28 protein-coding genes, 1 tRNA gene and 1 pseudogene are annotated in these 21551 nt (G+C 69.2%); 13 read left to right on the forward strand and 17 right to left on the reverse strand.

From position 1 onward, the window contains the following. The first annotated feature begins 120 nt into the window (after positions 1 to 120). Together pknB and AC6F7H_RS13135 are read left to right on the forward strand one after the other, a co-directional pair. Entirely contained in the window at positions 121 to 2130 is a 2010-nt protein-coding gene (pknB, locus tag AC6F7H_RS13130) for a Stk1 family PASTA domain-containing Ser/Thr kinase (protein WP_500757199.1), read from the forward strand. Positions 2131 to 2513: 383 nt separating this feature from the next. Next, on the forward strand, positions 2514 to 3554 hold the full coding sequence (locus AC6F7H_RS13135; RefSeq protein WP_500757200.1) for a restriction endonuclease: 1041 nt from the start codon (positions 2514 to 2516) through the stop codon (positions 3552 to 3554). Between the two features lie 90 nt (positions 3555 to 3644). Here AC6F7H_RS13135 and AC6F7H_RS13140 read toward each other — a convergent pair whose 3' ends face one another. The 6 genes and pseudogenes from AC6F7H_RS13140 to AC6F7H_RS13165 all read right to left on the reverse strand — a co-directional run bounded on the left by AC6F7H_RS13140 (position 3645) and on the right by AC6F7H_RS13165 (position 7550). After that, the gene (locus AC6F7H_RS13140) at positions 3645 to 4406 is read right to left on the reverse strand and encodes a class E sortase (RefSeq protein ID WP_500757201.1); all 762 of its coding nucleotides are present in this window, start codon (positions 4404 to 4406) and stop codon (positions 3645 to 3647) included. Positions 4407 to 4419: 13 nt separating this feature from the next. Further along, the gene (locus tag AC6F7H_RS13145; protein WP_500757202.1) at positions 4420 to 5658 is read right to left on the reverse strand and encodes a class E sortase; all 1239 of its coding nucleotides are present in this window, start codon (positions 5656 to 5658) and stop codon (positions 4420 to 4422) included. Beyond that, positions 5655 to 6293, reverse strand: a complete 639-nt coding sequence (locus tag AC6F7H_RS13150; RefSeq protein WP_500757203.1) for an aminodeoxychorismate/anthranilate synthase component II — start codon at positions 6291 to 6293, stop codon at positions 5655 to 5657. The genes AC6F7H_RS13145 and AC6F7H_RS13150 overlap by 4 nt, the downstream gene beginning before the upstream one ends. Continuing rightward, positions 6290 to 6451 (reverse strand): hypothetical protein, encoded by a 162-nt coding sequence (locus AC6F7H_RS13155; RefSeq protein ID WP_109376615.1) that lies wholly within the window; start codon positions 6449 to 6451, stop codon positions 6290 to 6292. The genes AC6F7H_RS13150 and AC6F7H_RS13155 overlap by 4 nt, the downstream gene beginning before the upstream one ends. A gap of 52 nt (positions 6452 to 6503) precedes the next feature. Continuing rightward, positions 6504 to 6701, reverse strand: a pseudogene (locus tag AC6F7H_RS13160) (class E sortase); the annotation flags it as partial. A 69-nt stretch (positions 6702 to 6770) separates the two neighbouring features. Continuing rightward, the gene (locus tag AC6F7H_RS13165) at positions 6771 to 7550 is read right to left on the reverse strand and encodes a DUF881 domain-containing protein (protein ID WP_500757204.1); all 780 of its coding nucleotides are present in this window, start codon (positions 7548 to 7550) and stop codon (positions 6771 to 6773) included. Positions 7551 to 7690: 140 nt separating this feature from the next. Here AC6F7H_RS13165 and crgA point away from each other — a divergent pair, with 140 nt between their 5' ends. Continuing rightward, the gene (gene crgA, locus AC6F7H_RS13170; RefSeq protein WP_500757205.1) at positions 7691 to 7945 is read left to right on the forward strand and encodes a cell division protein CrgA; all 255 of its coding nucleotides are present in this window, start codon (positions 7691 to 7693) and stop codon (positions 7943 to 7945) included. Between the two features lie 305 nt (positions 7946 to 8250). On the opposite strand, the gene AC6F7H_RS13175 is transcribed toward crgA, so the two are convergent. Together AC6F7H_RS13175 and AC6F7H_RS13180 are read right to left on the reverse strand one after the other, a co-directional pair. Continuing rightward, positions 8251 to 9138 (reverse strand): rhomboid family intramembrane serine protease, encoded by an 888-nt coding sequence (locus AC6F7H_RS13175; protein ID WP_500757206.1) that lies wholly within the window; start codon positions 9136 to 9138, stop codon positions 8251 to 8253. A 127-nt stretch (positions 9139 to 9265) separates the two neighbouring features. Next, positions 9266 to 9793 (reverse strand): peptidylprolyl isomerase, encoded by a 528-nt coding sequence (locus AC6F7H_RS13180; protein WP_109376611.1) that lies wholly within the window; start codon positions 9791 to 9793, stop codon positions 9266 to 9268. Between the two features lie 318 nt (positions 9794 to 10111). Between AC6F7H_RS13180 and AC6F7H_RS13185 the strand changes: the two genes are divergently transcribed. The 6 genes from AC6F7H_RS13185 (at position 10112) to AC6F7H_RS13210 (ending at position 13294) form a co-directional block, all read left to right on the forward strand. Then, positions 10112 to 10813: a DUF5324 family protein gene (locus AC6F7H_RS13185; protein WP_500757207.1), complete on the forward strand. Its 702-nt coding sequence runs from the start codon at positions 10112 to 10114 to the stop codon at positions 10811 to 10813. A gap of 511 nt (positions 10814 to 11324) precedes the next feature. After that, complete coding sequence (locus AC6F7H_RS13190) at positions 11325 to 11927, forward strand: DUF6907 domain-containing protein (RefSeq protein WP_500757208.1); 603 nt, start codon at positions 11325 to 11327, stop codon at positions 11925 to 11927. Further along, a complete protein-coding gene (locus AC6F7H_RS13195) occupies positions 11927 to 12286 on the forward strand; it encodes a winged helix-turn-helix domain-containing protein (protein WP_500757209.1) in 360 nt (119 codons plus the stop codon). Before AC6F7H_RS13190 ends, AC6F7H_RS13195 begins: the two co-directional genes overlap by 1 nt. Continuing rightward, on the forward strand, positions 12283 to 12429 hold the full coding sequence (locus tag AC6F7H_RS13200) for a hypothetical protein (RefSeq protein ID WP_500757210.1): 147 nt from the start codon (positions 12283 to 12285) through the stop codon (positions 12427 to 12429). Before AC6F7H_RS13195 ends, AC6F7H_RS13200 begins: the two co-directional genes overlap by 4 nt. Before the next feature lie 11 nt (positions 12430 to 12440). Further along, on the forward strand, positions 12441 to 12947 hold the full coding sequence (locus tag AC6F7H_RS13205) for a hypothetical protein (RefSeq protein ID WP_500757211.1): 507 nt from the start codon (positions 12441 to 12443) through the stop codon (positions 12945 to 12947). Then, a complete protein-coding gene (locus AC6F7H_RS13210; protein WP_406355025.1) occupies positions 12944 to 13294 on the forward strand; it encodes a hypothetical protein in 351 nt (116 codons plus the stop codon). Before AC6F7H_RS13205 ends, AC6F7H_RS13210 begins: the two co-directional genes overlap by 4 nt. A 201-nt stretch (positions 13295 to 13495) precedes the next feature. On the opposite strand, the gene AC6F7H_RS13215 is transcribed toward AC6F7H_RS13210, so the two are convergent. Together AC6F7H_RS13215 and AC6F7H_RS13220 are read right to left on the reverse strand one after the other, a co-directional pair. Further along, complete coding sequence (locus tag AC6F7H_RS13215) at positions 13496 to 13687, reverse strand: hypothetical protein (protein ID WP_500757212.1); 192 nt, start codon at positions 13685 to 13687, stop codon at positions 13496 to 13498. Continuing rightward, entirely contained in the window at positions 13684 to 13920 is a 237-nt protein-coding gene (locus tag AC6F7H_RS13220) for a hypothetical protein (RefSeq protein WP_500757213.1), read from the reverse strand. Before AC6F7H_RS13220 ends, AC6F7H_RS13215 begins: the two co-directional genes overlap by 4 nt. Before the next feature lie 135 nt (positions 13921 to 14055). On the opposite strand from AC6F7H_RS13220, the gene AC6F7H_RS13225 reads away from it, so the two are divergent. Further along, entirely contained in the window at positions 14056 to 14292 is a 237-nt protein-coding gene (locus AC6F7H_RS13225; protein ID WP_500757214.1) for a GntR family transcriptional regulator, read from the forward strand. Between the two features lie 12 nt (positions 14293 to 14304). Here the strand turns inward: AC6F7H_RS13225 and AC6F7H_RS13230 are convergent, their stop codons facing one another. The 6 genes from AC6F7H_RS13230 to AC6F7H_RS13255 all read right to left on the reverse strand — a co-directional run bounded on the left by AC6F7H_RS13230 (position 14305) and on the right by AC6F7H_RS13255 (position 18691). Next, complete coding sequence (locus tag AC6F7H_RS13230) at positions 14305 to 15429, reverse strand: phage major capsid protein (RefSeq protein ID WP_500757215.1); 1125 nt, start codon at positions 15427 to 15429, stop codon at positions 14305 to 14307. A gap of 205 nt (positions 15430 to 15634) precedes the next feature. Further along, on the reverse strand, positions 15635 to 15916 hold the full coding sequence (locus AC6F7H_RS13235) for a hypothetical protein (RefSeq protein ID WP_500757216.1): 282 nt from the start codon (positions 15914 to 15916) through the stop codon (positions 15635 to 15637). Beyond that, positions 15913 to 16176 (reverse strand): hypothetical protein, encoded by a 264-nt coding sequence (locus AC6F7H_RS13240; protein WP_500757217.1) that lies wholly within the window; start codon positions 16174 to 16176, stop codon positions 15913 to 15915. Before AC6F7H_RS13240 ends, AC6F7H_RS13235 begins: the two co-directional genes overlap by 4 nt. A 15-nt stretch (positions 16177 to 16191) precedes the next feature. Beyond that, positions 16192 to 17541, reverse strand: coding sequence for an AAA family ATPase (locus tag AC6F7H_RS13245; RefSeq protein ID WP_500757218.1), 1350 nt, complete (start codon positions 17539 to 17541; stop codon positions 16192 to 16194). Next, positions 17538 to 18497 carry a bifunctional DNA primase/polymerase gene (locus AC6F7H_RS13250; RefSeq protein WP_500757219.1) on the reverse strand — a complete coding sequence of 320 codons (960 nt, stop codon included), beginning with the start codon at positions 18495 to 18497 and terminating at the stop codon, positions 17538 to 17540. The genes AC6F7H_RS13245 and AC6F7H_RS13250 overlap by 4 nt, the downstream gene beginning before the upstream one ends. After that, on the reverse strand, positions 18494 to 18691 hold the full coding sequence (locus tag AC6F7H_RS13255) for a helix-turn-helix transcriptional regulator (RefSeq protein ID WP_406355038.1): 198 nt from the start codon (positions 18689 to 18691) through the stop codon (positions 18494 to 18496). The genes AC6F7H_RS13250 and AC6F7H_RS13255 overlap by 4 nt, the downstream gene beginning before the upstream one ends. 118 nt (positions 18692 to 18809) lie before the next feature. Here AC6F7H_RS13255 and AC6F7H_RS13260 point away from each other — a divergent pair, with 118 nt between their 5' ends. Next, positions 18810 to 19382, forward strand: coding sequence for a helix-turn-helix domain-containing protein (locus AC6F7H_RS13260; protein ID WP_500757220.1), 573 nt, complete (start codon positions 18810 to 18812; stop codon positions 19380 to 19382). Beyond that, a complete protein-coding gene (locus tag AC6F7H_RS13265) occupies positions 19375 to 20595 on the forward strand; it encodes a tyrosine-type recombinase/integrase (protein WP_500757221.1) in 1221 nt (406 codons plus the stop codon). The genes AC6F7H_RS13260 and AC6F7H_RS13265 overlap by 8 nt, the downstream gene beginning before the upstream one ends. Before the next feature lie 76 nt (positions 20596 to 20671). On the opposite strand, the gene AC6F7H_RS13270 is transcribed toward AC6F7H_RS13265, so the two are convergent. After that, positions 20672 to 20744: transfer RNA gene (locus AC6F7H_RS13270), tRNA-Ala, on the reverse strand. 182 nt (positions 20745 to 20926) lie between these two features. On the opposite strand from AC6F7H_RS13270, the gene AC6F7H_RS13275 reads away from it, so the two are divergent. After that, positions 20927 to 21475 (forward strand): helix-turn-helix domain-containing protein, encoded by a 549-nt coding sequence (locus AC6F7H_RS13275; protein WP_500757222.1) that lies wholly within the window; start codon positions 20927 to 20929, stop codon positions 21473 to 21475. The last annotated feature ends 76 nt before the right edge of the window (positions 21476 to 21551 follow it).

Here is a 21551-nt window from a genome sequence, read left to right on the forward strand (position 1 = left end):
ATCGGCTGCGGAACTTGGCCAGGTCACACAAAGCGAGCCGGGTACGGTAGGGCCCGGACGGCAGCCTCCGGCCGCACGAACGTGCCGACCGGGACCGACGGAGAGGGCTGGTAGTTAGCTATGGAAGAGCCGCGTCGCCTCGGCGGCCGGTACGAACTGGGCCACGTGCTCGGCCGCGGTGGCATGGCGGAGGTCTACCTCGCGCATGACACCCGCCTCGGCCGCACCGTTGCTGTGAAGACGCTACGCGCCGACCTCGCGCGCGACCCGTCCTTCCAGGCCCGGTTCCGCCGGGAGGCCCAGTCGGCCGCCTCGCTCAACCATCCCGCGATCGTCGCGGTCTACGACACGGGCGAGGACTACATCGACGGGGTGTCCATCCCGTACATCGTCATGGAGTACGTCGACGGCTCCACGCTCCGGGAACTCCTGCACAGCGGCCGCAAGCTGCTGCCGGAGCGGACGCTGGAGATGACCATCGGCATCCTCCAGGCACTGGAGTACTCGCACCGGGCCGGCATCGTCCACCGCGACATCAAGCCGGCGAACGTCATGCTGACGCGCAACGGCCAGGTCAAGGTCATGGACTTCGGCATCGCCCGCGCGATGGGCGACTCCGGCATGACGATGACCCAGACCTCCGCGGTCATCGGCACCGCGCAGTACCTCTCGCCCGAGCAGGCCAAAGGCGAGCAGGTCGACGCCCGCTCCGACCTCTACTCCACCGGCTGCCTGCTCTACGAACTGCTGACCGTCCGTCCCCCGTTCGTCGGCGACTCCCCCGTCGCGGTCGCCTACCAGCACGTCCGCGAGGAACCGCAGGCACCGAGCGTCTTCGACCCCGAGGTCACACCCGAGATAGACGCGATCACGCTGAAGGCGCTCGTCAAGGACCCCGACTACCGCTACCAGTCGGCCGACGAGATGCGCGCCGACATCGAGGCCTACCTCGACGGCCAGCCGGTCGCGGCCACCGCGGCGATGGGCGCGGTCGGCTACGGCGGCTACCCCGACGGCCAGGCGACGACGGCTCTGCGCACGGACGCCGGCGCCGCCACCTCGATGCTGCCGCCCATGAACCCGGACGACGGCGGCTACGGCTACGACGACCGCCCCAACAGGCGCCGCCAGCAGCAGAAGAACAACAACACCTCGACGATATTGCTGGTCGCGGCGGGCGTCCTGGTCCTGATCGGCGCGATCCTGCTCGGCCGCTCGATCTTCAGCGGCAACGGCGGCGTGGGCAACGACGACGTCCGGGTCCCGAAATTCGTCGGCCTCACGAAGGAAGCCGCCGAGAAAAAGGCCATCAACACCGACCTGATCCTGAAGTTCACCGAGGAGCCCTGCGAGAAGCAGGCCAAGGGCAACATCTGCGACCAGGACCCCGAGCCGGGCACCGACGTCAAGAAGGAGTTCACCGTCAACCTGGTGGTGTCCACCGGGGCACCCAAGGTCGAGGTTCCGAATGTCAAGGGCCTCGCCTTCGCCGACGCGGAGAAGGCCCTGAAGGAGAAGGGTTTCGAGGCCGAGAAGGAGAGCCAGGAGTCCAGCGAGACGCCGGACACCGTGCTTTCCCAGGACCCCGAGGGCGGAACCACCCGGGAAAAGGGGACCACCATCACCCTCACCGTCGCCAGGGAGACGTCCCAGGTGACCGTGCCCAGCCTCCTGGGCAGTACCCCCGACTCGGCCAGGACACTGCTGGCGTCGCAGGGCCTGGTGCTCGGCGCCCAGACGGAGGAGGAGTCGACGGCCCAGCCCGAAGGAACGGTCTTCGAGCAGAGCCTCAGCCCGGGCACGGACGTCGACCGGGGCAGCACGGTCACGATCAAGATCGCCAAGGCGCCGGCGAACGAGAAGTTCGCGATGCCGAAGGTCACCGAGATGACGGTCGGCGAGGCCAAGCAGGTCCTCGCCGGGGCGGGCCTGCAACTCGAGAAGGTCCAGGGCATGGACAACGACAACGCCCTGGTGTTCGAAAGCAACCCGCGGGAAGGCCAGGAGGTCAAGAAGGGCGACAAGGTCACCCTGACCGCCATTGGCCAGCAGGACGGCAACAACGGCAACAACAACGGCGGCCCCGGCGGCATCTTCGGCGGCCTCACCGGCGGCAACAGGAACGACTGACGCCTCCCGGGACGCCCCGAACACACCCAGAAGAGCCCCGGCCCCCTCTCCGGAGGGCGCCGGGGCTCTGACGTACCCGCGTACGGGCATGTACAGAACTGACCCCCTCCAAGGGGGCCAGTGGGATCCAGTCCCGCTCCCGAGCCTCCCTCTGTGATGTCCTGAACGCGCTGACCTGCGGCAATCCGGGGTGACAACGTGTCACTCCCACTGGCCAGTCATCCACAGGCCCACCGGAGCCCCCTCTCACCCACCCACGGCGGAGCCCCGACCCTTGCACGCATGTCCTCACCTCGCTCGTGCCTTCGCGTGCCACGGGTCGTTGAACGGGTGGGGTGGCGCGCTGAGTTCTGCCCCGATCACGAGATCCGAAGGGACAGACGATGATCAAGGAATCAGTCCTGCTGGAATCGCCGTCGCTGCGCAGCAGCGTGCTGGACCGCACGGACGTGCTCGACAGGGTCAAGGCCCTGTCGCTGCTGCCGGACGGCATGCATGTGACGACGGCGATGGTGGCGGCGTACTTCGGTGTCACCACTGAGGTGATCCGGCAGCTCAAGGCACGGCATCGCGGGGAACTCTCATGCAACGGAATGACTACACTCCAAGGCCCTGAGCTCGCACGATTTAAGCGTGACGTCCTGTCACTCTTTCCTGGAAGTTATCCACAGCCTCGGTCGAGCCTCACTCTCTACTCCCGGCGAGCCGTGCTCAATGTCGCGATGCTTCTCCGCGACAGCCATGTCGCCCGTCAGGTGCGTGCGTATCTCCTGGACATGGAGCACCTGGCCCATACACAGCCTGTGGGCAACCAGGTCCCGACAGAACCCGTCAGCCTCGATGACCGCATCGACCAGCGCATCACCCACATCCTCGGCAGGACGGTCGTGCCGATGTTCAACACCTTGATCGCCACGTCCGGTGAGCACCGCCGCGAGCTCCTCGAACTCCGCGAGGACATCGAGAACGTCGAACGCAGGCTGTGCTGGCACCACAAACGCCTCGCCACCCTCGAAGGAGAAGCCCCCGCGGAGAACGTCAGGTCGACACTCAAGGCAATGACCTGGCAGGCGTTCGAACAGCATGTCGCCGAACTGCTGCGGCGCGACGGCTGCACCGATGTCGTCGTACGTCAGGCCCGCAGCGACAGGGGCATCGGCATCACCGGCCGCACCGCGGACGGGCGGACCGTGGCAGTCCAGTGCAAGAACCGGTCCGGCCGTTGGACCGTGCCCAGTGCCGATATGCAGAAGTTCGCGGGCGCGACGTGTGCCATCGACCGTGTGGACCTCGCACTCTTCGTCGCCACCTGCAACTTCAGCCACGAGTCCCAGGCGATCGCCGACCTGACCGGAGTCGTCACGGTCAACCGGGAAGAAGTGGAGGCCTGGACCGCCGGAGTGCGTCTCAAGGCTCTGCGGTAACGACGAATCACGAAGGCCCGAAGCCGCAAGAGCAAGTTGCGGCTTCGGGCCTTCGTCATGTTAGGGGACCGAAGTCCTGCAGAACCTCGGTCAGCGCAGTTCCTTCGGCGGGGTCCGGTCCTTGTCGACCTTCTCCGTGCGGACCAGTTCGCCCCAGACGATGTAGCGGTACTTGCTGGTGTACACCGGGGTGCAGGTCGTCAGGGTGATGTAGTGGCCGGCCTTCTTGCGGCCGGACTCCTCGGGGACCTTGGAGAGGACCTCGATGTTGTACTTCGAGGTCTCGGGAAGGATCGCGTAGGTCTTGTAGACGTACCAGGTGTCCTTCGTCTCGAAGACGATCGGGTCGCCTTCCTCGATCTTGTGGATGTCGTGGAACTTGGCCCCGTGGCCGTCCCGGTGCGCGGCCAGCGAGAAGTTGCCCTTCTTGCCGGACGTCGGCAGGGTCGCCTTCACCGGGTCGGTGTAGTAGCCGGCGACGCCGTCGTTGAGCACCTCCATCGTGGTGCCCTTCTCGACCAGGATGTCGCTGCCCATCGCGGGCACGTGCAGGAAGCCGATCCCGTCCTTGCTGTCGTAGGAGGCGGGGCCGTCGCCGGTGCCGGCGCCGGGCCCCTGGGCCCAGTTGTCCCGTACCTTGTCCGCCTGCTCGTCCGCCGCGCGGTCGGCGAGCACGTTCGTCCACCACAGCGAGTAGACGACGAACAGGCCGAGCAGCAGCCCCACGGTGATGAGAAGTTCTCCGAGCGCGCTCACCGCGATCGCGACCGGCCCCATGCGGCGGCGCGCCGGAGGCGACGGTGACGCGGGCATGGCGGTGTGCTCTTCGGTGTCGTCGGCGGTCGCTGCCACGTTTCCTCTGCCCTTAACTGACGAGCGCATCCGGCTTGCCCTTGCTGCGCGGCCGTTCCTCGTCCATCTTGCCCCAGACGATCATGCGGTACTTGCTGGTGAACTCCGGCGTGCAGGTGGTCAGCGTGATGTAGCGGCCGGGCTCCTTGAAGCCCGACTCCTTCGGGACCGGTTCGAGCACGCTGATGTTGCTCGGCGAGGTCACCGGCAGGATCGACGCCATCTTGTAGACGAAGTACGTGTCCTGCGTCTCCACCACGATCGGGTCGCCCGGCTCCAGCCGGTTGATGTACCGGAACGGCTCCCCGTGCGTGTTGCGGTGCCCCGCGACCCCGAAGTTGCCCTCCTTCTCGTCGGGCATCGCCGTCTTCAGTGCGCCCTCCGCGTAGTGGCCCACCATGCCCCGGTCGAGCACCTTCTTGCTGTCGATCCCCTCGGCGATCGGCACGACCACGTCCAGCCGCGGAATGTGCAGCAGCGCGAACCCCTTACCCGGTTCGAACGCCCCCGGACTGCGCTTGCCGTTGGCCCAGTCGCTCTGGAGGTCACTGGCCTCCTGCCCGGCCTGTGCCTGCGCGCGCACATTCGTCCACCACAACTGGTAGGTGACGAACAGCAGCATCAGCACGCCGCAGGTGATGAACACCTCGCCGATCCCCCGGCTCGCGACGACAGCGGCACTCGGCTTCCGCTCCCGTGCCCGCCGTCGCGCCTCCACACGCGAGAGCGGCTCCTGCGGCGCGTCGTGGCCGTGGGGTGCGTCCGGGGACTCGGCGGGCCGGTTCGCGCCGCCACGGCGCCCCTGACGCTTCTTGGCGGCCTTCCTGCGCGCCGCCCGGCCCCCGGAAGCCGCGAAAGCCGCCGAGGACTGCCCGCGCGAGCCGTGCGTCGCGGGCCCCGAGCCCGCGTCGTACTCCGCGCCCGTGTCGTACCCCGCGCGCTCCGGCGGATCGGGGATCCGCAGCGCCACCGTCTCCTCGTCGACGGGCGGCAGATACGCGGTACTGTCGTCGGCCCCGGCAGCACCGCCCCCGACCGCGCCCGCACCGCCGTAGGAGTAGGCGCCCTGCTGAGTGGTGTCGTACCAGCCGCCGTCCCCGAACGTGCCGGGCGCCCCGTACGCGCCGGGCCCCCCGTACGGCTGCTGCCCGTACGGGGTCCCCTGCTCGCCGCCGGCGCCGTACGAGGAACCGTCCGTGAAGGACTGCCCGTATCCGGCACCGGACTCGCGCTCGGGGCGCAGCGCGGTCACGCCGACGACCTGCCCACCACCGGGGCCAGCCCCGCCGATCTCGCCACCGCCCCGTCGTCCCCGCACTCCGCCAGCCAGTTGGCCAGCATCCGGTGCCCGTGCTCGGTGAGCACCGACTCGGGGTGGAACTGCACGCCCTCGACGAGCAGTTCACGGTGGCGCAGACCCATCACGATGCCGTCCGGTGTCCGGGCCGTCACCTCCAGCTCCGCCGGTACGGTGGCCGGCTCGGCCGCCAGGGAGTGGTAGCGCGTCGCCGTGAACGGCGAGGGCAGGCCCGCGAAAACGCCCTTGCCCCCGTGCTCGACCGGCGAGGTCTTCCCGTGCAGCAACTCGGGTGCGCGGTCCACCACACCGCCGTAGGCCACCTGCATGGCCTGCATACCGAGGCAGACGCCGAAGACGGGCACTCCGGCCGACGCGCAGTGCCGCACCATGTCCACGCAGACACCGGCCTGTTCGGGAGTACCCGGCCCCGGGGACAGCAGCACGCCGTCGAAACCGTCCTGCGCGTGCGCCGTCGACACCTCGTCGTTGCGCAGGATCTCGCACTCGGCGCCCAGCTGGTACAGGTACTGGACCAGGTTGAAGACGAAGCTGTCGTAGTTGTCGACGACGAGAATGCGCGCGCTCACTGGTTGTCCACCGTCACATCGTTGAAGGGCAGCAGCGGCTCGGCCCAGGGGAAGACGTACTGGAAGAGGACATAGACCACAGCGATGATCAGCACGAGTGAGATGAGCGCCTTCGCCCATCCGTTCCCCGGCAGATGCCGCCAGATCCAGCTGTACATGCCGTCCCTTCCGTCGCACCACGGCACCGGACCCACGCCGTTCGTCACCAGACTAACGGCGCAACGCCTCCGGTTTCCCGGCCTCCACAGGCTGCGTGGAGTCCGGATGCGCCCGGACGGTCAGCCGATGACCGTGCCCCCGTTCCGGTTCGCACGTCGTCAGCGTCGGACAGCGGCCGGGACGCGTGTATCCGGAAGTACGTGGCGCAGGGTCGATCACCTCGATGCCCGAGGGCACGGTTTCGTACGGACGCGGCTCATCGGCGGCTCGCGACCCCGCTCCCGGAGCCCGTCCGGTCCGGGGTCCGCCCCGTGGGCTCTACCGCACCGGCTTCGCGTGGTGCAGGTCCACTGTGCCCGAGTAGCCGGGCAGGGTCACCGACCCCTCGTCCTCGACCTTCCAGCCGAGCCCGTAGACGTTGACGTACACCATGTAGTTCTGGATCGACGGGGAGGCCGCGAGCGCGTTCTTCAGCTTCTCCGGATCGCCGACCGCCGTGATCTTGTACGGCGGCGAGTAGACGCGGCCCTGGAGGATCAGGGTGTTGCCCACACAGCGCACCGCACTGGTGGAGATCAGCCGCTGGTCCATGACCTTGATGCCCTCGGCGCCGCCCTGCCACATCGCGTTCACCACGGCCTGGAGGTCCTGCTGATGGATGACCAGGTAGTCGGGCTGCGGCTCGGGATATCCGGGAAGCTTGGCGGTGGCGTTCGGCGGGGCGTCGTCGAGCGTGACCGTGATGGCCTCGCCCTTGAGTTCCCGCGTGCCCGCGCGGTGCTCCAGGTCGGCGAGCTGGTCGTCCTCCGCCTCGGTCCTGCCGTCGTCACGCTCGGCGAGGGACTCGATGTCTCCCCGGAGCGCCCCGTTGGACTCCTCCAGCTCGCCGTTCTTGTGGCTGCGCTCATGAATGAGGTCGGACAGCCTCAGCAGGGAGTCGTCCGTGCGGATGTTGGTGCCCTTCGCCGTGTTGAAGCTGGTGAAGAAGAGGAGACCCGCGAGGGCGAACACACCCGCGGTGAGCATCCGGACGGGCCGGAAGCCGTGTCGGCGGACAGGGCTGGATTCCGTCCCTGGGGAGTCGGCAGAATTGCTCAACGTACCCTTATCTCCTTCGGCGCCACGGAAGCACTACGCTAACTGACGCCCGGGGGAGCGCTCGGAGTCCCCTTGCAACCGCCCCGAGCACGACCCAGTTCCCTGCGCGGCCACGCAGCGCATCGACAGGAGAGACCCTCGTGCCGAAGTCACGTATCCGCAAGAAGGCCGACTACACGCCCCCGCCCGCGAAGCAGACGACCGATCTCAAGCTGACCAGCAGCTCCTGGGTCGCACCGGTGATGCTGGCCCTGTTCCTGATCGGCCTGGCCTGGATCGTCGTGTTCTACGTCACCGACGGCAAGCTGCCCGTCGACTCGCTGGGCAACTGGAACATCGTGGTGGGCTTCGGATTCATCGCCGCCGGCTTCGGCGTCTCGACTCAGTGGAAGTAGCGCTGAGCAGTACGGCTCTGCCCCAGCCCTGCCCTGGACCGCCCGGCGGTTCAGGGCAGAGTTGTCCACCAGCTCTGGGCAGGACTGTCCACCGAGTTATCCACAGGCATGTCCACAGCATGGGGAAAAGAAACGACGATCTGTGGATAACCTGTCGGAGATTGACTCCGGTGTGACAGAAGCACCAGCAATCGAAAGCACGTTCGCGCATCGCTGACCTGCGGAAACACGGGTCAGTGACAGCGGGCACAGATGTTCCTGCACACTGTGCACAAGATCCGGCACAGACTGTGGACAACCGGTGCTCAGGCGAGCTGGGCCGTCCTCAGCAGGGTCATCAACACGATCACGGCAAGTACCAGTGCACAGGTTCCATACTGGATCAGATCCCGCCGCTCGCGCGAGGCGTGGACCATGGCGTACCCGATCACCACACCGGCGACGAGCCCTCCGATATGGGCCTGCCAGGCGATGTTGAATCCCGGGCTGAAGGTGAAGACCAGGTTGATCACCAGCAGGGCGATGATCGGCCGTATGTCGTAATTGAGCCGGCGCACCAGAACGGCCATCGCACCGAACAGCCCGAAAATGGCACCGGAGGCACCGAGCGAGGCCGTGGTCCCCGGGACCAGCAGATAGGTCAGCGCACCACCCGCCAGGCCCGAGATCAGGTACAGCGCGAGGTAACGGGCCCGGCCGAGGGCCTGCTCGAGCGGACCGCCGAGCCACCACAGAGCGAGCATGTTGAAGGCGATGTGCCAGATCGCCTCGTGTGTGAACATCGAGGTGACCAGGCGGTACCACTGGCCCTCGGCGACGCCCTCGACGGGGCTGAGCGGCGGCCAGGCCCCGATCAGCACAAGGTGGTCCAGCAGCGGCGACCAGACATGCACCGCGATGAACACCGCGATGTTGATCCCGAGCAGGATCTTGGTGATCAGCCGGGGGTCCCCGGCGACGGTGCCGCCGGCGATCGTGCGGGGCATCGAGGCGGCGGGCGCGTGCCCCGCGCCCGGGCCTCTCCCGCGGACGCATTCGGGGCACTGGAAACCGACCGAGGCGCTGACCATGCACTCGGGGCAGATCGGACGTTCGCAGCGGGTGCAGCGAACGCCAGTCTCGCGGTCCGGGTGGCGATAGCAGACCGGGACACCGCGGGCGTCCTGCGGGCGTCCTACAGCCTGGTCGTCCATGGGATCCCCTAGGTCGTGTGGAAAAGCCCCGCCCCGCCCATCCTTACGGATGAGCGGGGCGATTGGTTCCCTCTTGGGGCTTTCCGCGCTCCTGAGGGCAGGGCCGTACTCGGCCCTTGCGGCGTCCTCAGCCCTCGCGGATCTCGACCGACTCGATGACGACGTCGTTGACCGGACGGTCGGTCCGGGGGTTGGTCTGCGTGGCCGCGATGGTGTCGATCACCTTCTGGCTCGCGGCGTCGGTGACCTCGCCGAAGATGGTGTGCTTGCGGTTCAGCCACGCCGTCGGGGAGACGGTGATGAAGAACTGCGAGCCGTTGGTGCCCGGACCCGCGTTGGCCATGGCCAGCAGGTAGGGCTTGTCGAAGCGCAGGTCCGGGTGGAACTCGTCCTCGAACTGGTAGCCGGGACCGCCGGTGCCGTTGCCCAGCGGGTCACCGCCCTGGATCATGAAGCCGCTGATCACCCGGTGGAAGACCGTGCCGTCGTAGAGCTTGTCCGTGGACTTGGCGCCCGTCTCCGGGTGGGTCCACTCCCGCTCGCCCTTGGCGAGCTCGACGAAGTTCTTGACGGTGATCGGCGCCTGGTTCGGGAAGAGCCGGACCTCGATGTCGCCGTTGTTGGTCTTCAGGGTGGCGTAGAGCTGATCAGCCACGATGTGCCTTCCGTTGTCTTTCCGTAACTCCCCGATCCTCGCACGGACGGGGCGTCCGGTCGCCCGTTCACAGGAGGGCGACAGGGCCGAACCACTTGCAGAAAACCGGGTGAGTCCTTCCGTGAGGGGGGCACTCGGGAAAGATCCGTGGCATTGTCGACGACAAGCTCCCGTTCTCCCGTATTCATCCGCTATTGCACTCGATCAGTGCCATCGGCACCCGTATGCCCCTCCGCACATGCCCGGCGGCGAGGCGGAAGGCATGATCCGTCAATGGGTGGACAGTCGAAAAACGTACGCCACCGAGGAGGAGGAACCGTGACCCGCATCGATAGCGTGCGCGCCGCGACTGATTCGGCGAAGGACAGCGTGCTGCATGCCGCGGAAGTGGTGGCGCCCTACGCCGACACGGCCAAGGTGAAGGCCGCGCACTACGCACAGGAGGCGCGCGTACGGCTGGCGCCCAAGATGACCCAGGCCGCGGGGCAGGCCCGTGTCCAGTACGGCGCCCATGTGCAGCCGTATCTGGAGCAGGCTCGGAGCCATGTGCCCCCGAAGGTCGATCTGGCTGCTCACGAGGCCGCTGTCCGGACCCGCAAGGCTGCCCAGCAGGCGGCGGACTACTCCCGGCCGAGGATCGAGCAGGCCAAGGCCGCCGCCGGTCCGGCGCGGGACGAGGCCGCGGCTCGCAGTGCGGCGGTACTGGCCGCACTGCGCGGTCAGGTCTCGGCCAAACAGATCCAGAAACTCGTCCGCAAGCAGCGGCGGCGCGCGAAGGCCGGCCGGGCCGCGAAGGTGCTCGTGGTCCTGGGTGCCGTCGTCGGCGGTGCGTTCGCCGCCTGGAAGTGGTGGGACAAGCAGGCCAACCCGGACTGGCTGGTGGAACCGCCGGCCGCGACCGATGTCGGGGAGCCGGGCGCGCTGTCGTCCGTGGACGGCAGCCGCGGCTCCAGCCTCGATCCCGAGGTCCGGGCGAAGGAGGCCGAGGAGGAGGCCGCCAAGCGCGACGAGCAGTCCTGACGCTCGGGCGGCGTCGAAAGATCCCGGTGCCGTCGGTCTGCGACATCCATCGTCTGCGGTACCAACAGCCTGGTGAGGCGGGAGACTTCAGCGTCTTCTGCCGCACCGGGCTGTTTCACGTGAAACAGCCCGGTGGGCCCGGAACCCCGGCCCTGAAGCCAGGGCCCCGAAGGTTCCCTGGAGCCGTGACGCCGGGCTCCCGGAGCTACTGAGAAAGAACCCCTCCCACCTGCTTTCCGCAGGTGGGAGGGGTTTCCTTGTGGAGCCTAGGGGAGTCGAACCCCTGACATCTGCCATGCAAAGGCGTTTGGGGTAGCTCTGCTACCTGCATGAATCCAGTCACAGGCCGGTTGACCTGCGGATTTGGCATCCCGCTAGATCCCAAGTAATCCCGGCTCATCCTGTTCTCACGTGTACGGAATGTGTACGAGAACGGGGCGGCCCCGGGCGGTGTCCTACCACCGACCACGGGGCCTACGGCCGGACCCTTCACCAGCAAGGAACCCGAGCCATGCAGCACAACGTACAGCCCACCGCGCCCCCGTGCGGCGCCCGCCGCACCGGCTGGGAGCGTCCCGGCCCCGGTCGCCGCCGCCTCCCCTGCATACTCCCCGCCGGCCACAACGGCGACCACCGCGACGCCTTCGCCCAGGCCTGGGACGGCCCTTCCCCCGCATCCGCTGATGCGGACCTGATGCGCGTTGATGCGCCGCAGGTCAACGAGGGCGAGCGGGTGCACGTGATCCGCCTCCTCGACGCCCCCGGCGCCACCCTCACGGTCACCTGCCCCGAGTGGTGCGTCTCCGACCACGCCGACGAGAAGACCCGCGGGACGTTCGCGCCCGACTTCACGCACCGGGGGGAGGAACTGGTCTTCCTCGCCCCCGGCGGCGGCGAGACCATGCTGTCCGCCCAGATCACGCACGCCCCGTTCAGCAGCATCCTCCGGGAGCCCGTCATGGGCGTCTCGTCGGCCAGCGAGGACATGGGCCCGGACCAGGCGCACGAGTTCGCCGACCGGCTGCGCGCCTACGCGGACGCCCTCGACTGCATGAGCGTCGACCTGGACGACGCCCGCCTGAACGCACGCGACAGCCGCGGGGGTGATGCGTGATGGCTGCGCTGTCCCGTGCGACCCGCCGCATCATCGTCGCGCACCTCACCGACCGCGGCATGAGCCCGGCCGAAATCGCCGCTGAGCTGGGCGTTTCCCGCGACACCGTGCGCAGGGACCTGACGGAGACGCCCCCGCCGACGCCCGCCGCCGAGCCCGAGCCTGCGCCGCCGGTTGCGGCCGGTCTGCTGCTCCCCGACGGGCTGCAGCTGCGCCAGGACCTCAACGTGCTCACCGCCGCATTCCGTGCGCGGCCCGAGGACGTTGCCCGCTTCGCGATCTACCAGACCGCGGAAGGCGTGCGCCGCCACTGGCAGGCCCAAGCAGCTGCCCGCGCCAGGCAGGCGACGGACGGATGATCCTCGCCGTCGTCTTCGCGCTCGCCGCCCTCGCGGCCCTGCTCGGCCTCGCCCTGGTCGACGCCCGCACCGTGCCCCCGATCACCGGCACCTGCGCCCTCGTGCTCACCTTCGCCGCGCTCGCCGTGGCCATCACCCGCTGAAGGACCCCGTCATGCAGATCGTCACCATCGGCGGCGTGACCGTCGGCCTGTGCATCCTCGGCTACTACCTCACCACCTGGTGGCCCGGCACCAAGCAGCTCACCAAGGACCCCGCGAAGCATGCGGCCGTCCTCGCCCCGTTCCTGTTCGCCTGGGCCTACGGCTGCCTGACCGTCCTCGGCATCGGCGGCCTGATCGGCTGGACGGCAGACACCGCCCTGTGGATCTCCAACTGGCTCGGCGACGTCGCCCTCGTCTGGGGCGTCGGCGCGGACGCCGGGCAGCGGGCGGGCGGCACGGTCTACCTGCCTCTCACGCAGACCGGCGGGGCGGTCGTCCTCATCCTCACCGCGGTGATGGTCGCCCTCGTGAAGAAGTCCCGCCACGGGAGCGCGATCAAGCTCGGCGCCTGGTGCGGGATCACCCTCGGCACGTCGGCCGGGATCGCGGGCTTCGCCGCGGTCCCGCTCGCCCAGGCCGTCAACTGGGTCGGCGCCGTCCTGTTCGGTGCGCTGTGACAGCGCCCGAGCCGTCGAGGACGGCCGGCGCCTGCGTGCTGGCCGTCCTCGGCGGGGCCGCCCTGGCGGTCGTCTTCGCGCTCTCCTCGGAGGCCGGTGTGCTCACCGTGTGGGCGGTCGGCGTGACGGCGGTGTGGCGGGCCGCCCGCCGCCCTGTGTCCGATTCGTCCGCCCCTCCCCCACCGGGGGAGGACCGCCCCTCTTGCAGTGAATGCGCAGGTCACGACTTCGTGAGCGTGACCCCTTCTGAAACCCAGAAGGGGATGTTGATCTACAAGACGTCGCCCCCCGACCGGCCCAACCACACCCATATCCACTTCGTCGAGGGGGAGGTGAACCAGGCATGATCCGCCGCATCCTCGCCGTCCTCGGCTACGAGCAGAAGCCGCTGAACTACTGCGCTAACTGCGCCGGCCACTACCCGCCGTCGCACTTCCCCTGCATCTGACCCCGCCCACGGCAACGGCCCCTGTCCTCGAGGACAGGGGCCGTTGCGTTGCCCGGCCCGGCCGCCGCCCGGGGGGAGCTTCAGCGGCCGGACCGGAGTCTCATTTCCCGCGCGCGGCCTCCCGCAGGGTGCGCACCAGTGCCCGCCCCGTCCCGCACCCGCGGACGTCGTCCACGCACTGCTCGCACTGCTGCGTGTGCTCCAGCAGCGCCCGGTAGGCCAGTCCCGCGGGCCCTTCCCGGTAGGTGCCTGCCGCCGCAGGGTTCGGTGAGCGCCGACTCGCCGCGCTCACGGCCGGTCCGCGAACGGCACCAGGCCGTGGACGCTGCGGCACGGCTCGCAGGCGTAGGTGGTGATGCCCGCGCCGGTCCCCTGCTCGATGACGTCGATCAGCCGCACGCCGTCGGAGTGGGCGTGATGCCAGTGGCACCAGCCGAACGCCGTAGGGGTGGCGGGGGTGTCCGTGGTGGGCTCGGTCTGCGCGTACTCTCGTCCATGTCGTCGCTCCCTCGTAGCGGTGGCCATACCCCCGGGCCCGGCAGCCGCGGGGGTTTTCGCTGGTCGGACGGTACCGCTATAGGCCACCACATGGCACCCCATACGGCCATACGGTGCCACCTACGGGTGCCTGTCACGGGGTGCCGCCCTACGTTCCGGAGCATGAGCGAAGACCCGTTCGTCTACGTCTACGTGCGCGTCGCCAACGAAGTGGAAGCCGAGATCCGATCCGGCCGGCTCCCGCACGGGGCGCGCCTGCCGAACGAGCGGGACATGGGCGCTCAGTACGGCGTCGCCCCGGGCACCGCCCGGCGGGCCGTCCAGGAACTCCGGGAGCGCGGCCTGGTCGTCACCCTGCCGAACAAGGGCACGTTCGTCGTCGCCCCCGACGAGGGGTAGGGGAGGCCGCGGTCAGGCCGTCAGGTCGACGGTGGCGAGCGCCCCGGGCCGCTTGAACGCGACGCCGATGCGCGCCTCAGCGCGGAACTTCACGAGGTTCTTCTCGAACAGGGGTCCGGCCTCGGACCAGTCCATTTTGACGCCCTGTCGGGTGAGCAGGGTGACGGTGGACCAGTCGCCGACGAGTCCGGTTCCGGCTTCCATGCCGGCGTCCAGGACGACGGGCACGCTCCACAGTTGGAGCGGGGCGCGGCCGGACGGTGTGCCGGACAGTTCGGGCTGGTCCTGCTCGTTGCGCAGCAGCTCGATGGTCTCCCAGTCGTTCGGGTTGAAGACCCACGCGGTCGGCTTCTCTCCGGCGAGCTGCAGCGTGGTGAGCACCTTGCGCGTGGTGATGAGCGGGTTGGTGACGTAGGCCTGCGAGCGGACGCCCGTGGTGCCGAGCAGTCCGGCGACCGCGGTGCCGTCCTCGGCGGTGCCGCCGTTGAGGATGACCGAGTGCGCTTCGAGCTGGAGGCCGGCGGTCATCTCGGAGCGGAGGAAGTCCTGGAGGGCGGGCATGTCTGCCAGCCACTGCTTGGGGATCTCCTCGGAGAGGTGGGCCAGGGTCATGACCTGCCCGGGGACCCTCTCCAGGGAGTAGGGGGAGGTGGGCTTTTGGGCCCCCCGGGGGACGGTGGCCGCGTTGTGGGTGCGGGCCGTCTGCCGCATGTAGGTGAAGGCGTCGCCCCCGGTCATCTCCTGACTGCTGATGACCTGGGCGAGCCCGTTGGAGGCGTAGGGCAGGACGACGGTGCCGATGTCGACGGGCAGCATGACCGACCCGGAGGTGGGGAGCAGCGCCTTCTCTCCGTGGGTCATGCCGCGCTGGGTGATGGCGTCGGTGAAGGCGCGGGCCAGGCCGTCGGGCTGTTCGGCCTTCATCTGTCCTGCGTCCCGCTTCCCGGCGTGCTTGGCAGCCAGTTCCTGGGCATCGTCGGCGGCTTTCACCTTCGCCGCGACAACGTCGGTCTCGGCCTTCAGCTCGTTGATGCGGGTCATCTCGGCCTGGGTGAAGTCCCGGTTCTCTTCCTTGGCCTTGGCGACGATGTCCGCCGCTTCCTTCAGCAGTGCCTGGAGCTTTTCGCGCAGCGTCATGATGGTCCGTTCTGGCCGCGGCGTGCGGCCTCGGTGTGGAGTGACGTGTCTCCACCACGGGGCGGCGTTGAGGGCTTCGCGGCGGCCGGCGGATGCCTGGCAGCGGCGGCCTCACACGACTTCGCGTCGTGGGGCTGAGCCCCCCTGACGGCGGTCTACGCGGACACCGAAGGTGGCGGCGGACCTGCCCGTCAGGGGCTCGTGATCAGTCTCGCACGCCCTGATGGGCGGCTTCAATGAGCGCGGCCAACTGCTCGCGCGCGGACGGCTGGACGTGCCCACCGGCCGTGGCCTTGTCCCCGATGCGGACCATGTCGGCAACGGTGCCGCACAGGGAGATCAGCAGCCGGGCGGCCTCCCCGAACGTCACGGTGGCGAGCATGGCTTGTGCGCCGTCGGGGTTGTCGGCCCACGCGAGGGCGAGGCCTGCGGCGTCCGCGCGGCCCTGGAGCAACTCGGCTTCCTGCTCGGGGGTCATGTCGTTCACGGGGTGCCTCCCGGGTGAAGGGGGATGGGGAGCAGCTCGGGGCGGCCGGCCTCTCCGGCCGTGTCCAGGGGGAGCCAGCACGTGGCGTCCCACTGGTCGACGGTGTCCGCGGGCAGGCTCGCCCACGACTCGGGGTCGCCCTCCCCGTGCTCGGTGCGGTCGGTGTTGGTGCGGACGGTGTGCTGTCCGGCGTCGTTGATGAACCGCAGGGGCACCCTGCGGCCGGTGGCCGGTGTCTCCTCGGGGATCTCCTCGGGCATGGCGTTCCTTCCGTGTCAGGCTCGGTCGAGCGGGTCGAAGCAAGAGGGGCAGGTGGTCTCTCCGTTGGCAGCGTGCAAGGGGTCGAGCGGGTCACTGCACACGGTGCAGCGCGCCGTTTCGCCGGTCACGTTCTGTGATGCCGGTTTGTCGTCCGCGCCATTGGCGCCATCAGTCGCGCCATTCGCGCCAGGGTCTGAGGGTTGGCGCGAATGGCGCGACTGTGGCGCGACTCCCGAACCGGCGTCACTCTGCGTGTCGGTGGTCAGTGCCTCGATACGCCAGACGGCGCCCTTGCCGAACCCGGCTCGGGCGGATACGACACCGGCCTTTCGCATGGCGCGCTGCAGCGTCCGTTCTGAGATGTCGTCGGCGGCTGCGGCCTTCTTCACGTCCTTCGCCGGTGCCTCGCCGCCCTGGTCCATCAGGTAGCCGCGCAGCCACTCGGCAGCGTCGTCACGCTCGCCGCGGTCGGTCTCGTATCCGGCGGCGAGGATCTCGTCCACGGAGCGGGACGACTGGCCGGTGAACACGAACCGTCCGACGTAGGCGATGCCGGTGCGGGTGGGCACCTCGGTGGACAGGATGTTGTAGGAGAGCGAGGGCAGGTCCGCGCGCCCGAGGCTGTTCTTCGCCTGGGTCATCACCCGACAGTCGTTGTCGTCGTCGCGGGCGAACCCGAACACGGCCCGGGGCACGTTCTTGAACGCGCCCGAGCCGGTGATGAGCGACGCCGGGTCGGTGCCGGAGCCCTTGTTGAAGTGGGCGATGCCGAGCAGGACAGCGCCGGTGCGGTCGGCCATGCGGGCGAGCGGGTCCAGGGCGGTGCGCACGTCCCGCTCGCGGTGGGTGTCGATGCCCTTGCCGATGCACGACATGAGCGGGTCGAGGACGACCAGGGCGACGTCATGCTCTGCGATGGCCTTCTCCATCAGGCTGTTGTCCTGCGGCAGGCTCAGCGTCGTCTCGCCGTACTCGGCTTCGACCGCTTCGACGCGGTACACGAGGTCGAGGTTCGCGCCGGCCCCGATGAGCCGGGGCACGATGGTCTGCTTCCACGAGTCCTCAATGGCCACGTAGAAGACGGCGCGGGGGCGGCCGTGGAAGTTGCCGGGCAGGGTGCCGCGGGTGATCTGCGCGGCCATCCACATGCCGAACGACGACTTGCCGGTGCCCTCGCGTCCGGCGGCGACGGTCAGGGTGCCGGCGGGGATGCGGCCCTCGCCCTCGTCGAGCCACGCCCACACCACAGGCTCCGGCTCGATGTCCGAGGCGCGGGTGATCCGCAGGGACCGGGCAGGCTGCGGCTCGTCCAGCGTGATCCCAGCGTTGCGCAAGATCGCCTCGGCCTGGTCGTGCTCGTTCAAGGGGTGCCTCCGGCCGATCGGTAGGCGGAGGCGATCGTCGTGCGCGCCTCCGCCTCGGTGAGTCCTGCGTGGGTGGCCGCGTCGGCCAGGGCGCCGGCGACCGCGCGCGCGTCGAGCTGCGCTTTCCTGGCGTGCTCGAAGGCGCGGCAGGCTGCCCAGTACAGGCAGCTGTTTCGGTTGCCCTGCCGGGCGTTGAGGACGGAGCGCACCAGGCCGACGAGGGCGCCGCCGCCCTCGCGGGGCGGGGCGCCGGCGGGCCGCGGTATGGGCGGGGTGGCCGGTGCTTGTAGGGCGGTGAGCAGCCAGGCGGGGGCGGGCACGGGCGGCTGCTCGGGGTCGACGAGTTCGTACATCACGCCGGTGGCGTGGACGGAGCCGGGGCCGATGACGTACCCGCGCGGGCCGCGCACGTCCCCGTCGAACTTGCCGCGCAGGGCACCGAGCCCGTTGCCGAGCTGGAGACTGCCGGGCACCCAGTAGTAGTCGTGGTGCCCCTTCGCCGTGGTGACGCGCATCGTCGGCGTGTGCCGGTGGCCAAAGGCGCCGGCGGCGTCCTCAAGGGCTCCCGGGCGGTCAGAGTCGACGACCAGGAGGCGGGCGCCGTCCGGGCCGTCGACGGCGCCGATAGCCACGCCGACGTTACGGAGCCGTTCCCCGAACGTGCGGCGGACCTGGTCCTCGTCGAGGGTGTGCGCGCGGGTGAAGGGCACGCACGGGTGCTTGCCCCGGTCGGTGCAGGTGACCGGGTCGTGGCCCTGCCCGATGCCCGCGCACCGGTCAAGGCCGGGATGGTCGGTGGGGAAGACGGCGAAGCCGTGGCGGACGAGCCACAGGGCGCCGTCGAGAGGCGTGTCGGCGGCCCGCTGTTGCGCTACGGTGTCGGAAGACCCGGTCATCAGCTGGTCTTCCTCGTTCGCCCCCGTTGCCGCGGGGGCGTTCGTCTTTTCGGTCGTCATGCCGCGTCCCCGCACTCCCGCGCCGTCAGCCACGCGTCGACGTCCGTGCGCCGGTAGCGGACGCGCGCGGCGCGTCCGTCCCCCAGCTTCGTGTAGCGCGGGCCGATACCCGACCAACGCCAGTTGGCCAGGGTGCGCGTGCTCACGCCCAGCTCCTCCGCCAACTGCCGGGGGGTCAGCCTTACGTCTGCCACTTTCCACCTCGCATGAGTTGATTAGAGACTCAAATGCGTCTACAGTCGACGCATGCCAAGGACACTAGCAGACCAACCGGGACGGTTGAAGATTCGTCCGGCGCCTAAGCTGAGCGCCATGACGCAGCCCTCACGCACCCCCACCCGGATCACTGACCCGAGCGGCCTCACCGTCGCTGCGAACGTGCGCCGCGTCCGCGAATCGCGCGGCTGGTCGACGTATGAACTGGCCAAGAAGCTGAAGGACGGAGGCCGGCCTGTCTCCCCGTCCGCCCTCGCGAAGATCGAGCGAGGGGAGCGCCGGGTGGACGTCGGCGACCTCATCGCCCTCGCGGTCGCGCTGAACGTTGCGCCGTCGGGGCTGCTGCTACCGGTGGACACCGAGCCGCTTGCGGAGATCGAGATCACGGGCCGCAGCCGCGCGGTTCCCGCGCTCAAGGCATGGGAGTGGGTGGACGGTCGCGCCACACTGGACGATCCGGCATCCGGGCACGCGGCGTACCAAGCACACATGCTTTACCGCCTCTACGGCCGTCCACACTGGCTCGTCGACCTGGAGGACGAGGAAGAGGCGGGCGGTGCGGATCGCAACCTCGGCGACCGGCTGAAGCGCACAGCTGGGATCGAGCGCGTGGAGGGGACCACCAACCGCTACCGGTTCAAGCGAGAGGGCGGGGGGGACGATGGCTAGGGTCTGGATCGAGGACCGCGCGAAGCACGCCGAATACCAGACGGCCATCGAGCGGTGGAAGGCCGCGAAGAAGGCTGGCAGCAAGCGCCAGCCGCCCGGCCGTTGGCGGGTCCGCTGGTACGGCCCGGACGGCATGCCGAAGTCGGCGACGTTCGCGAAGCTGCCCGAAGCTGAGAACCACGTGCACGAGGTTGAGGCCCGGATGCGGGATGGCTCGTACCGAGACGCCTCCGCTGGGAAGGCGACGCTGCGGGACGTCTACGAGAAGTGGAAGGGCACCCTGGGCGGCCTGGAACCGACCACCCGGGAGACGTACCTGGACACGTGGCGCGTGCACGTCGACCCGCGGTGGGGCGACTACCAGGTCCGCCGTATCGAATGGGAGGACATTGCCGAGTGGGTGGGTCACCTCGCGGAGGGCTCCCACGGCTGCCGCAAGGTTGGCCCCGGCCGTATCCAGAAGGTCCACCTGGTGCTGTCCCTCGTGCTCGGGCATGCGGTCCGGGCGAAGCGCATCGCCGCGAACCCGGCGGCCGGCGTCCCGCTCCCCCGCCCGGTCCCGAAGGATCACGTCTACCTCACGCACGCCCAGGTCGACCGGATCGCGGAGGCCGCCGATGAGTACCGGCTGCTCGTCCTGCTGCTCGCCTACACAGGCCTGCGCTGGGGTGAGGTGTCCGCCGTGACCGTCGGCGCCGTCGACATCAGCGCGCGGCGACTCGCGGTGCGGCAGGCCTACAAGAAGACGCGCGGCGGCTTGATTCTCGGCATGCCGAAGACGCACGAGCGTCGGAAGGTTCCGATCCTGCGGTCACTGGCCCTCGAGCTGGGGGAGGTCACCAAGGACCGCACCGCGGAGCAGCTGCTGTTCACGGCCCCTGGGGGAGGACCGCTGTACGGGGACAACTTCCGTACCCGCGTGTTCAACCCGGCTGTGAAGGCCGCGGGATTGGCAGGCGCCGGCGTGACCCCGCACAAGCTGCGGCACACCGCAGCGTCGCTGAGCATCGCGAGCGGCGCGGACGTGAAGGTCGTACAGACGATGCTCGGGCACAAGTCCGCGGCGATGACGCTGGACACCTACGGGCATCTGTTCCCCGACCGGCTGGACGAGGTGGCCGACCGCCTGGACCGCGAGCGCGCCCACCGGGACGCTCTGCGGGACGTGGCAACGGTCGTCAGCCGCTACATGGCAACGAGGGAAGATCACTGAGCATGTGTACTGAATGTGTACTGCGACCCCGGGGCCCTCCCGTGGGAGGACCCCTGAAAAGGCCTGTGACCTGGAGTGGAGCCTAGGGGAGTCGAACCCCTGACATCTGCCATGCAAAGACAGCGCTCTACCAACTGAGCTAAGGCCCCGCGTGTGAAGCGTCCACCAGGAACAAGCACATCCGGGTGGGCGCCGGAAACAAGAGTACCGGGTCCCCCGGGGGGTTCCGCAAAAAGATTGGGGCTCCCCGTGACCAACCACTCTCCGTAAGATGCTCGGCGTGGTTCGCTACAGCGAACCACGGTTCTTGGGGAAGCGATGGGGAGACGCAATGGACGCCGCACAGCAGGAAGCCACCGCAAGAGCGCGGGAACTGCAGCGGAACTGGTACGGGGAGCCGCTGGGGACGCTCTTCCGTAAGCTCATAGACGACCTCGGCCTCAACCAGGCTCGTCTCGCTGGGGTACTGGGGCTGTCCGCACCGATGCTGTCGCAGCTGATGAGCGGTCAGCGGGCGAAGATCGGCAACCCCGCGGTGGTCCAGCGGGTGCAGCTGCTGCAGGACCTGGCGGGCCAGGTCGCGGACGGCAGTGTCAGCGCGGCCGAGGCGACCGAGCGCATGGAGGAGATCAAGAAGTCTCAGGGGGGTTCGGTGCTCAGCAACACCACGCAGACGACGAGCGGTTCGGGCGCGCCCACGGTCAAGCGGGTGGTGCGGGAGATCCAGTCACTACTGCGTTCGGTGGCCGCTGCCGGCGACATCATCGACGCCGCCGACGCCCTCGCCCCGACCCACCCCGAGCTGGCAGAGTTCCTCCGGGTCTACGGCGCCGGCCGCACCTCCGACGCGGTCGCGCACTACCAGTCCCACCAGAACTGATCCCCCGGCCGCAGTAGAGGCAGGGGCAGAAGGGGTAAGCAAAGAAGTAGGGCGAGGGGAGATCCCGCTGGGGGAG

Source organism: Streptomyces sp. MMS24-W38 (genome assembly GCF_059889265.1).

Excerpts from the sequence above, each read along its gene's own strand:
- AC6F7H_RS13265 (WP_500757221.1), top strand. The coding sequence starts at position 19,375 with ATGGCTAGGGTCTGGATCGAGGACCGCGCGAAGCACGCCGAATACCAG.
- AC6F7H_RS13135 (WP_500757200.1), top strand. The coding sequence starts at position 2,514 with ATGATCAAGGAATCAGTCCTGCTGGAATCGCCGTCGCTGCGCAGCAGC.
- AC6F7H_RS13260 (WP_500757220.1), top strand. The coding sequence starts at position 18,810 with ATGACGCAGCCCTCACGCACCCCCACCCGGATCACTGACCCGAGCGGC.
- AC6F7H_RS13220 (WP_500757213.1), bottom strand. The coding sequence starts at position 13,920 with ATGGCCACCGCTACGAGGGAGCGACGACATGGACGAGAGTACGCGCAG.
- AC6F7H_RS13155 (WP_109376615.1), bottom strand. The coding sequence starts at position 6,451 with ATGTACAGCTGGATCTGGCGGCATCTGCCGGGGAACGGATGGGCGAAG.
- AC6F7H_RS13205 (WP_500757211.1), top strand. The coding sequence starts at position 12,441 with ATGCAGATCGTCACCATCGGCGGCGTGACCGTCGGCCTGTGCATCCTC.
- AC6F7H_RS13225 (WP_500757214.1), top strand. The coding sequence starts at position 14,056 with ATGAGCGAAGACCCGTTCGTCTACGTCTACGTGCGCGTCGCCAACGAA.
- AC6F7H_RS13275 (WP_500757222.1), top strand. The coding sequence starts at position 20,927 with ATGGACGCCGCACAGCAGGAAGCCACCGCAAGAGCGCGGGAACTGCAG.
- AC6F7H_RS13230 (WP_500757215.1), bottom strand. The coding sequence starts at position 15,429 with ATGACGCTGCGCGAAAAGCTCCAGGCACTGCTGAAGGAAGCGGCGGAC.
- AC6F7H_RS13200 (WP_500757210.1), top strand. The coding sequence starts at position 12,283 with ATGATCCTCGCCGTCGTCTTCGCGCTCGCCGCCCTCGCGGCCCTGCTC.
- AC6F7H_RS13195 (WP_500757209.1), top strand. The coding sequence starts at position 11,927 with ATGGCTGCGCTGTCCCGTGCGACCCGCCGCATCATCGTCGCGCACCTC.
- AC6F7H_RS13250 (WP_500757219.1), bottom strand. The coding sequence starts at position 18,497 with ATGACGACCGAAAAGACGAACGCCCCCGCGGCAACGGGGGCGAACGAG.
- AC6F7H_RS13240 (WP_500757217.1), bottom strand. The coding sequence starts at position 16,176 with ATGCCCGAGGAGATCCCCGAGGAGACACCGGCCACCGGCCGCAGGGTG.
- AC6F7H_RS13190 (WP_500757208.1), top strand. The coding sequence starts at position 11,325 with ATGCAGCACAACGTACAGCCCACCGCGCCCCCGTGCGGCGCCCGCCGC.
- pknB (WP_500757199.1), top strand. The coding sequence starts at position 121 with ATGGAAGAGCCGCGTCGCCTCGGCGGCCGGTACGAACTGGGCCACGTG.
- AC6F7H_RS13175 (WP_500757206.1), bottom strand. The coding sequence starts at position 9,138 with ATGGACGACCAGGCTGTAGGACGCCCGCAGGACGCCCGCGGTGTCCCG.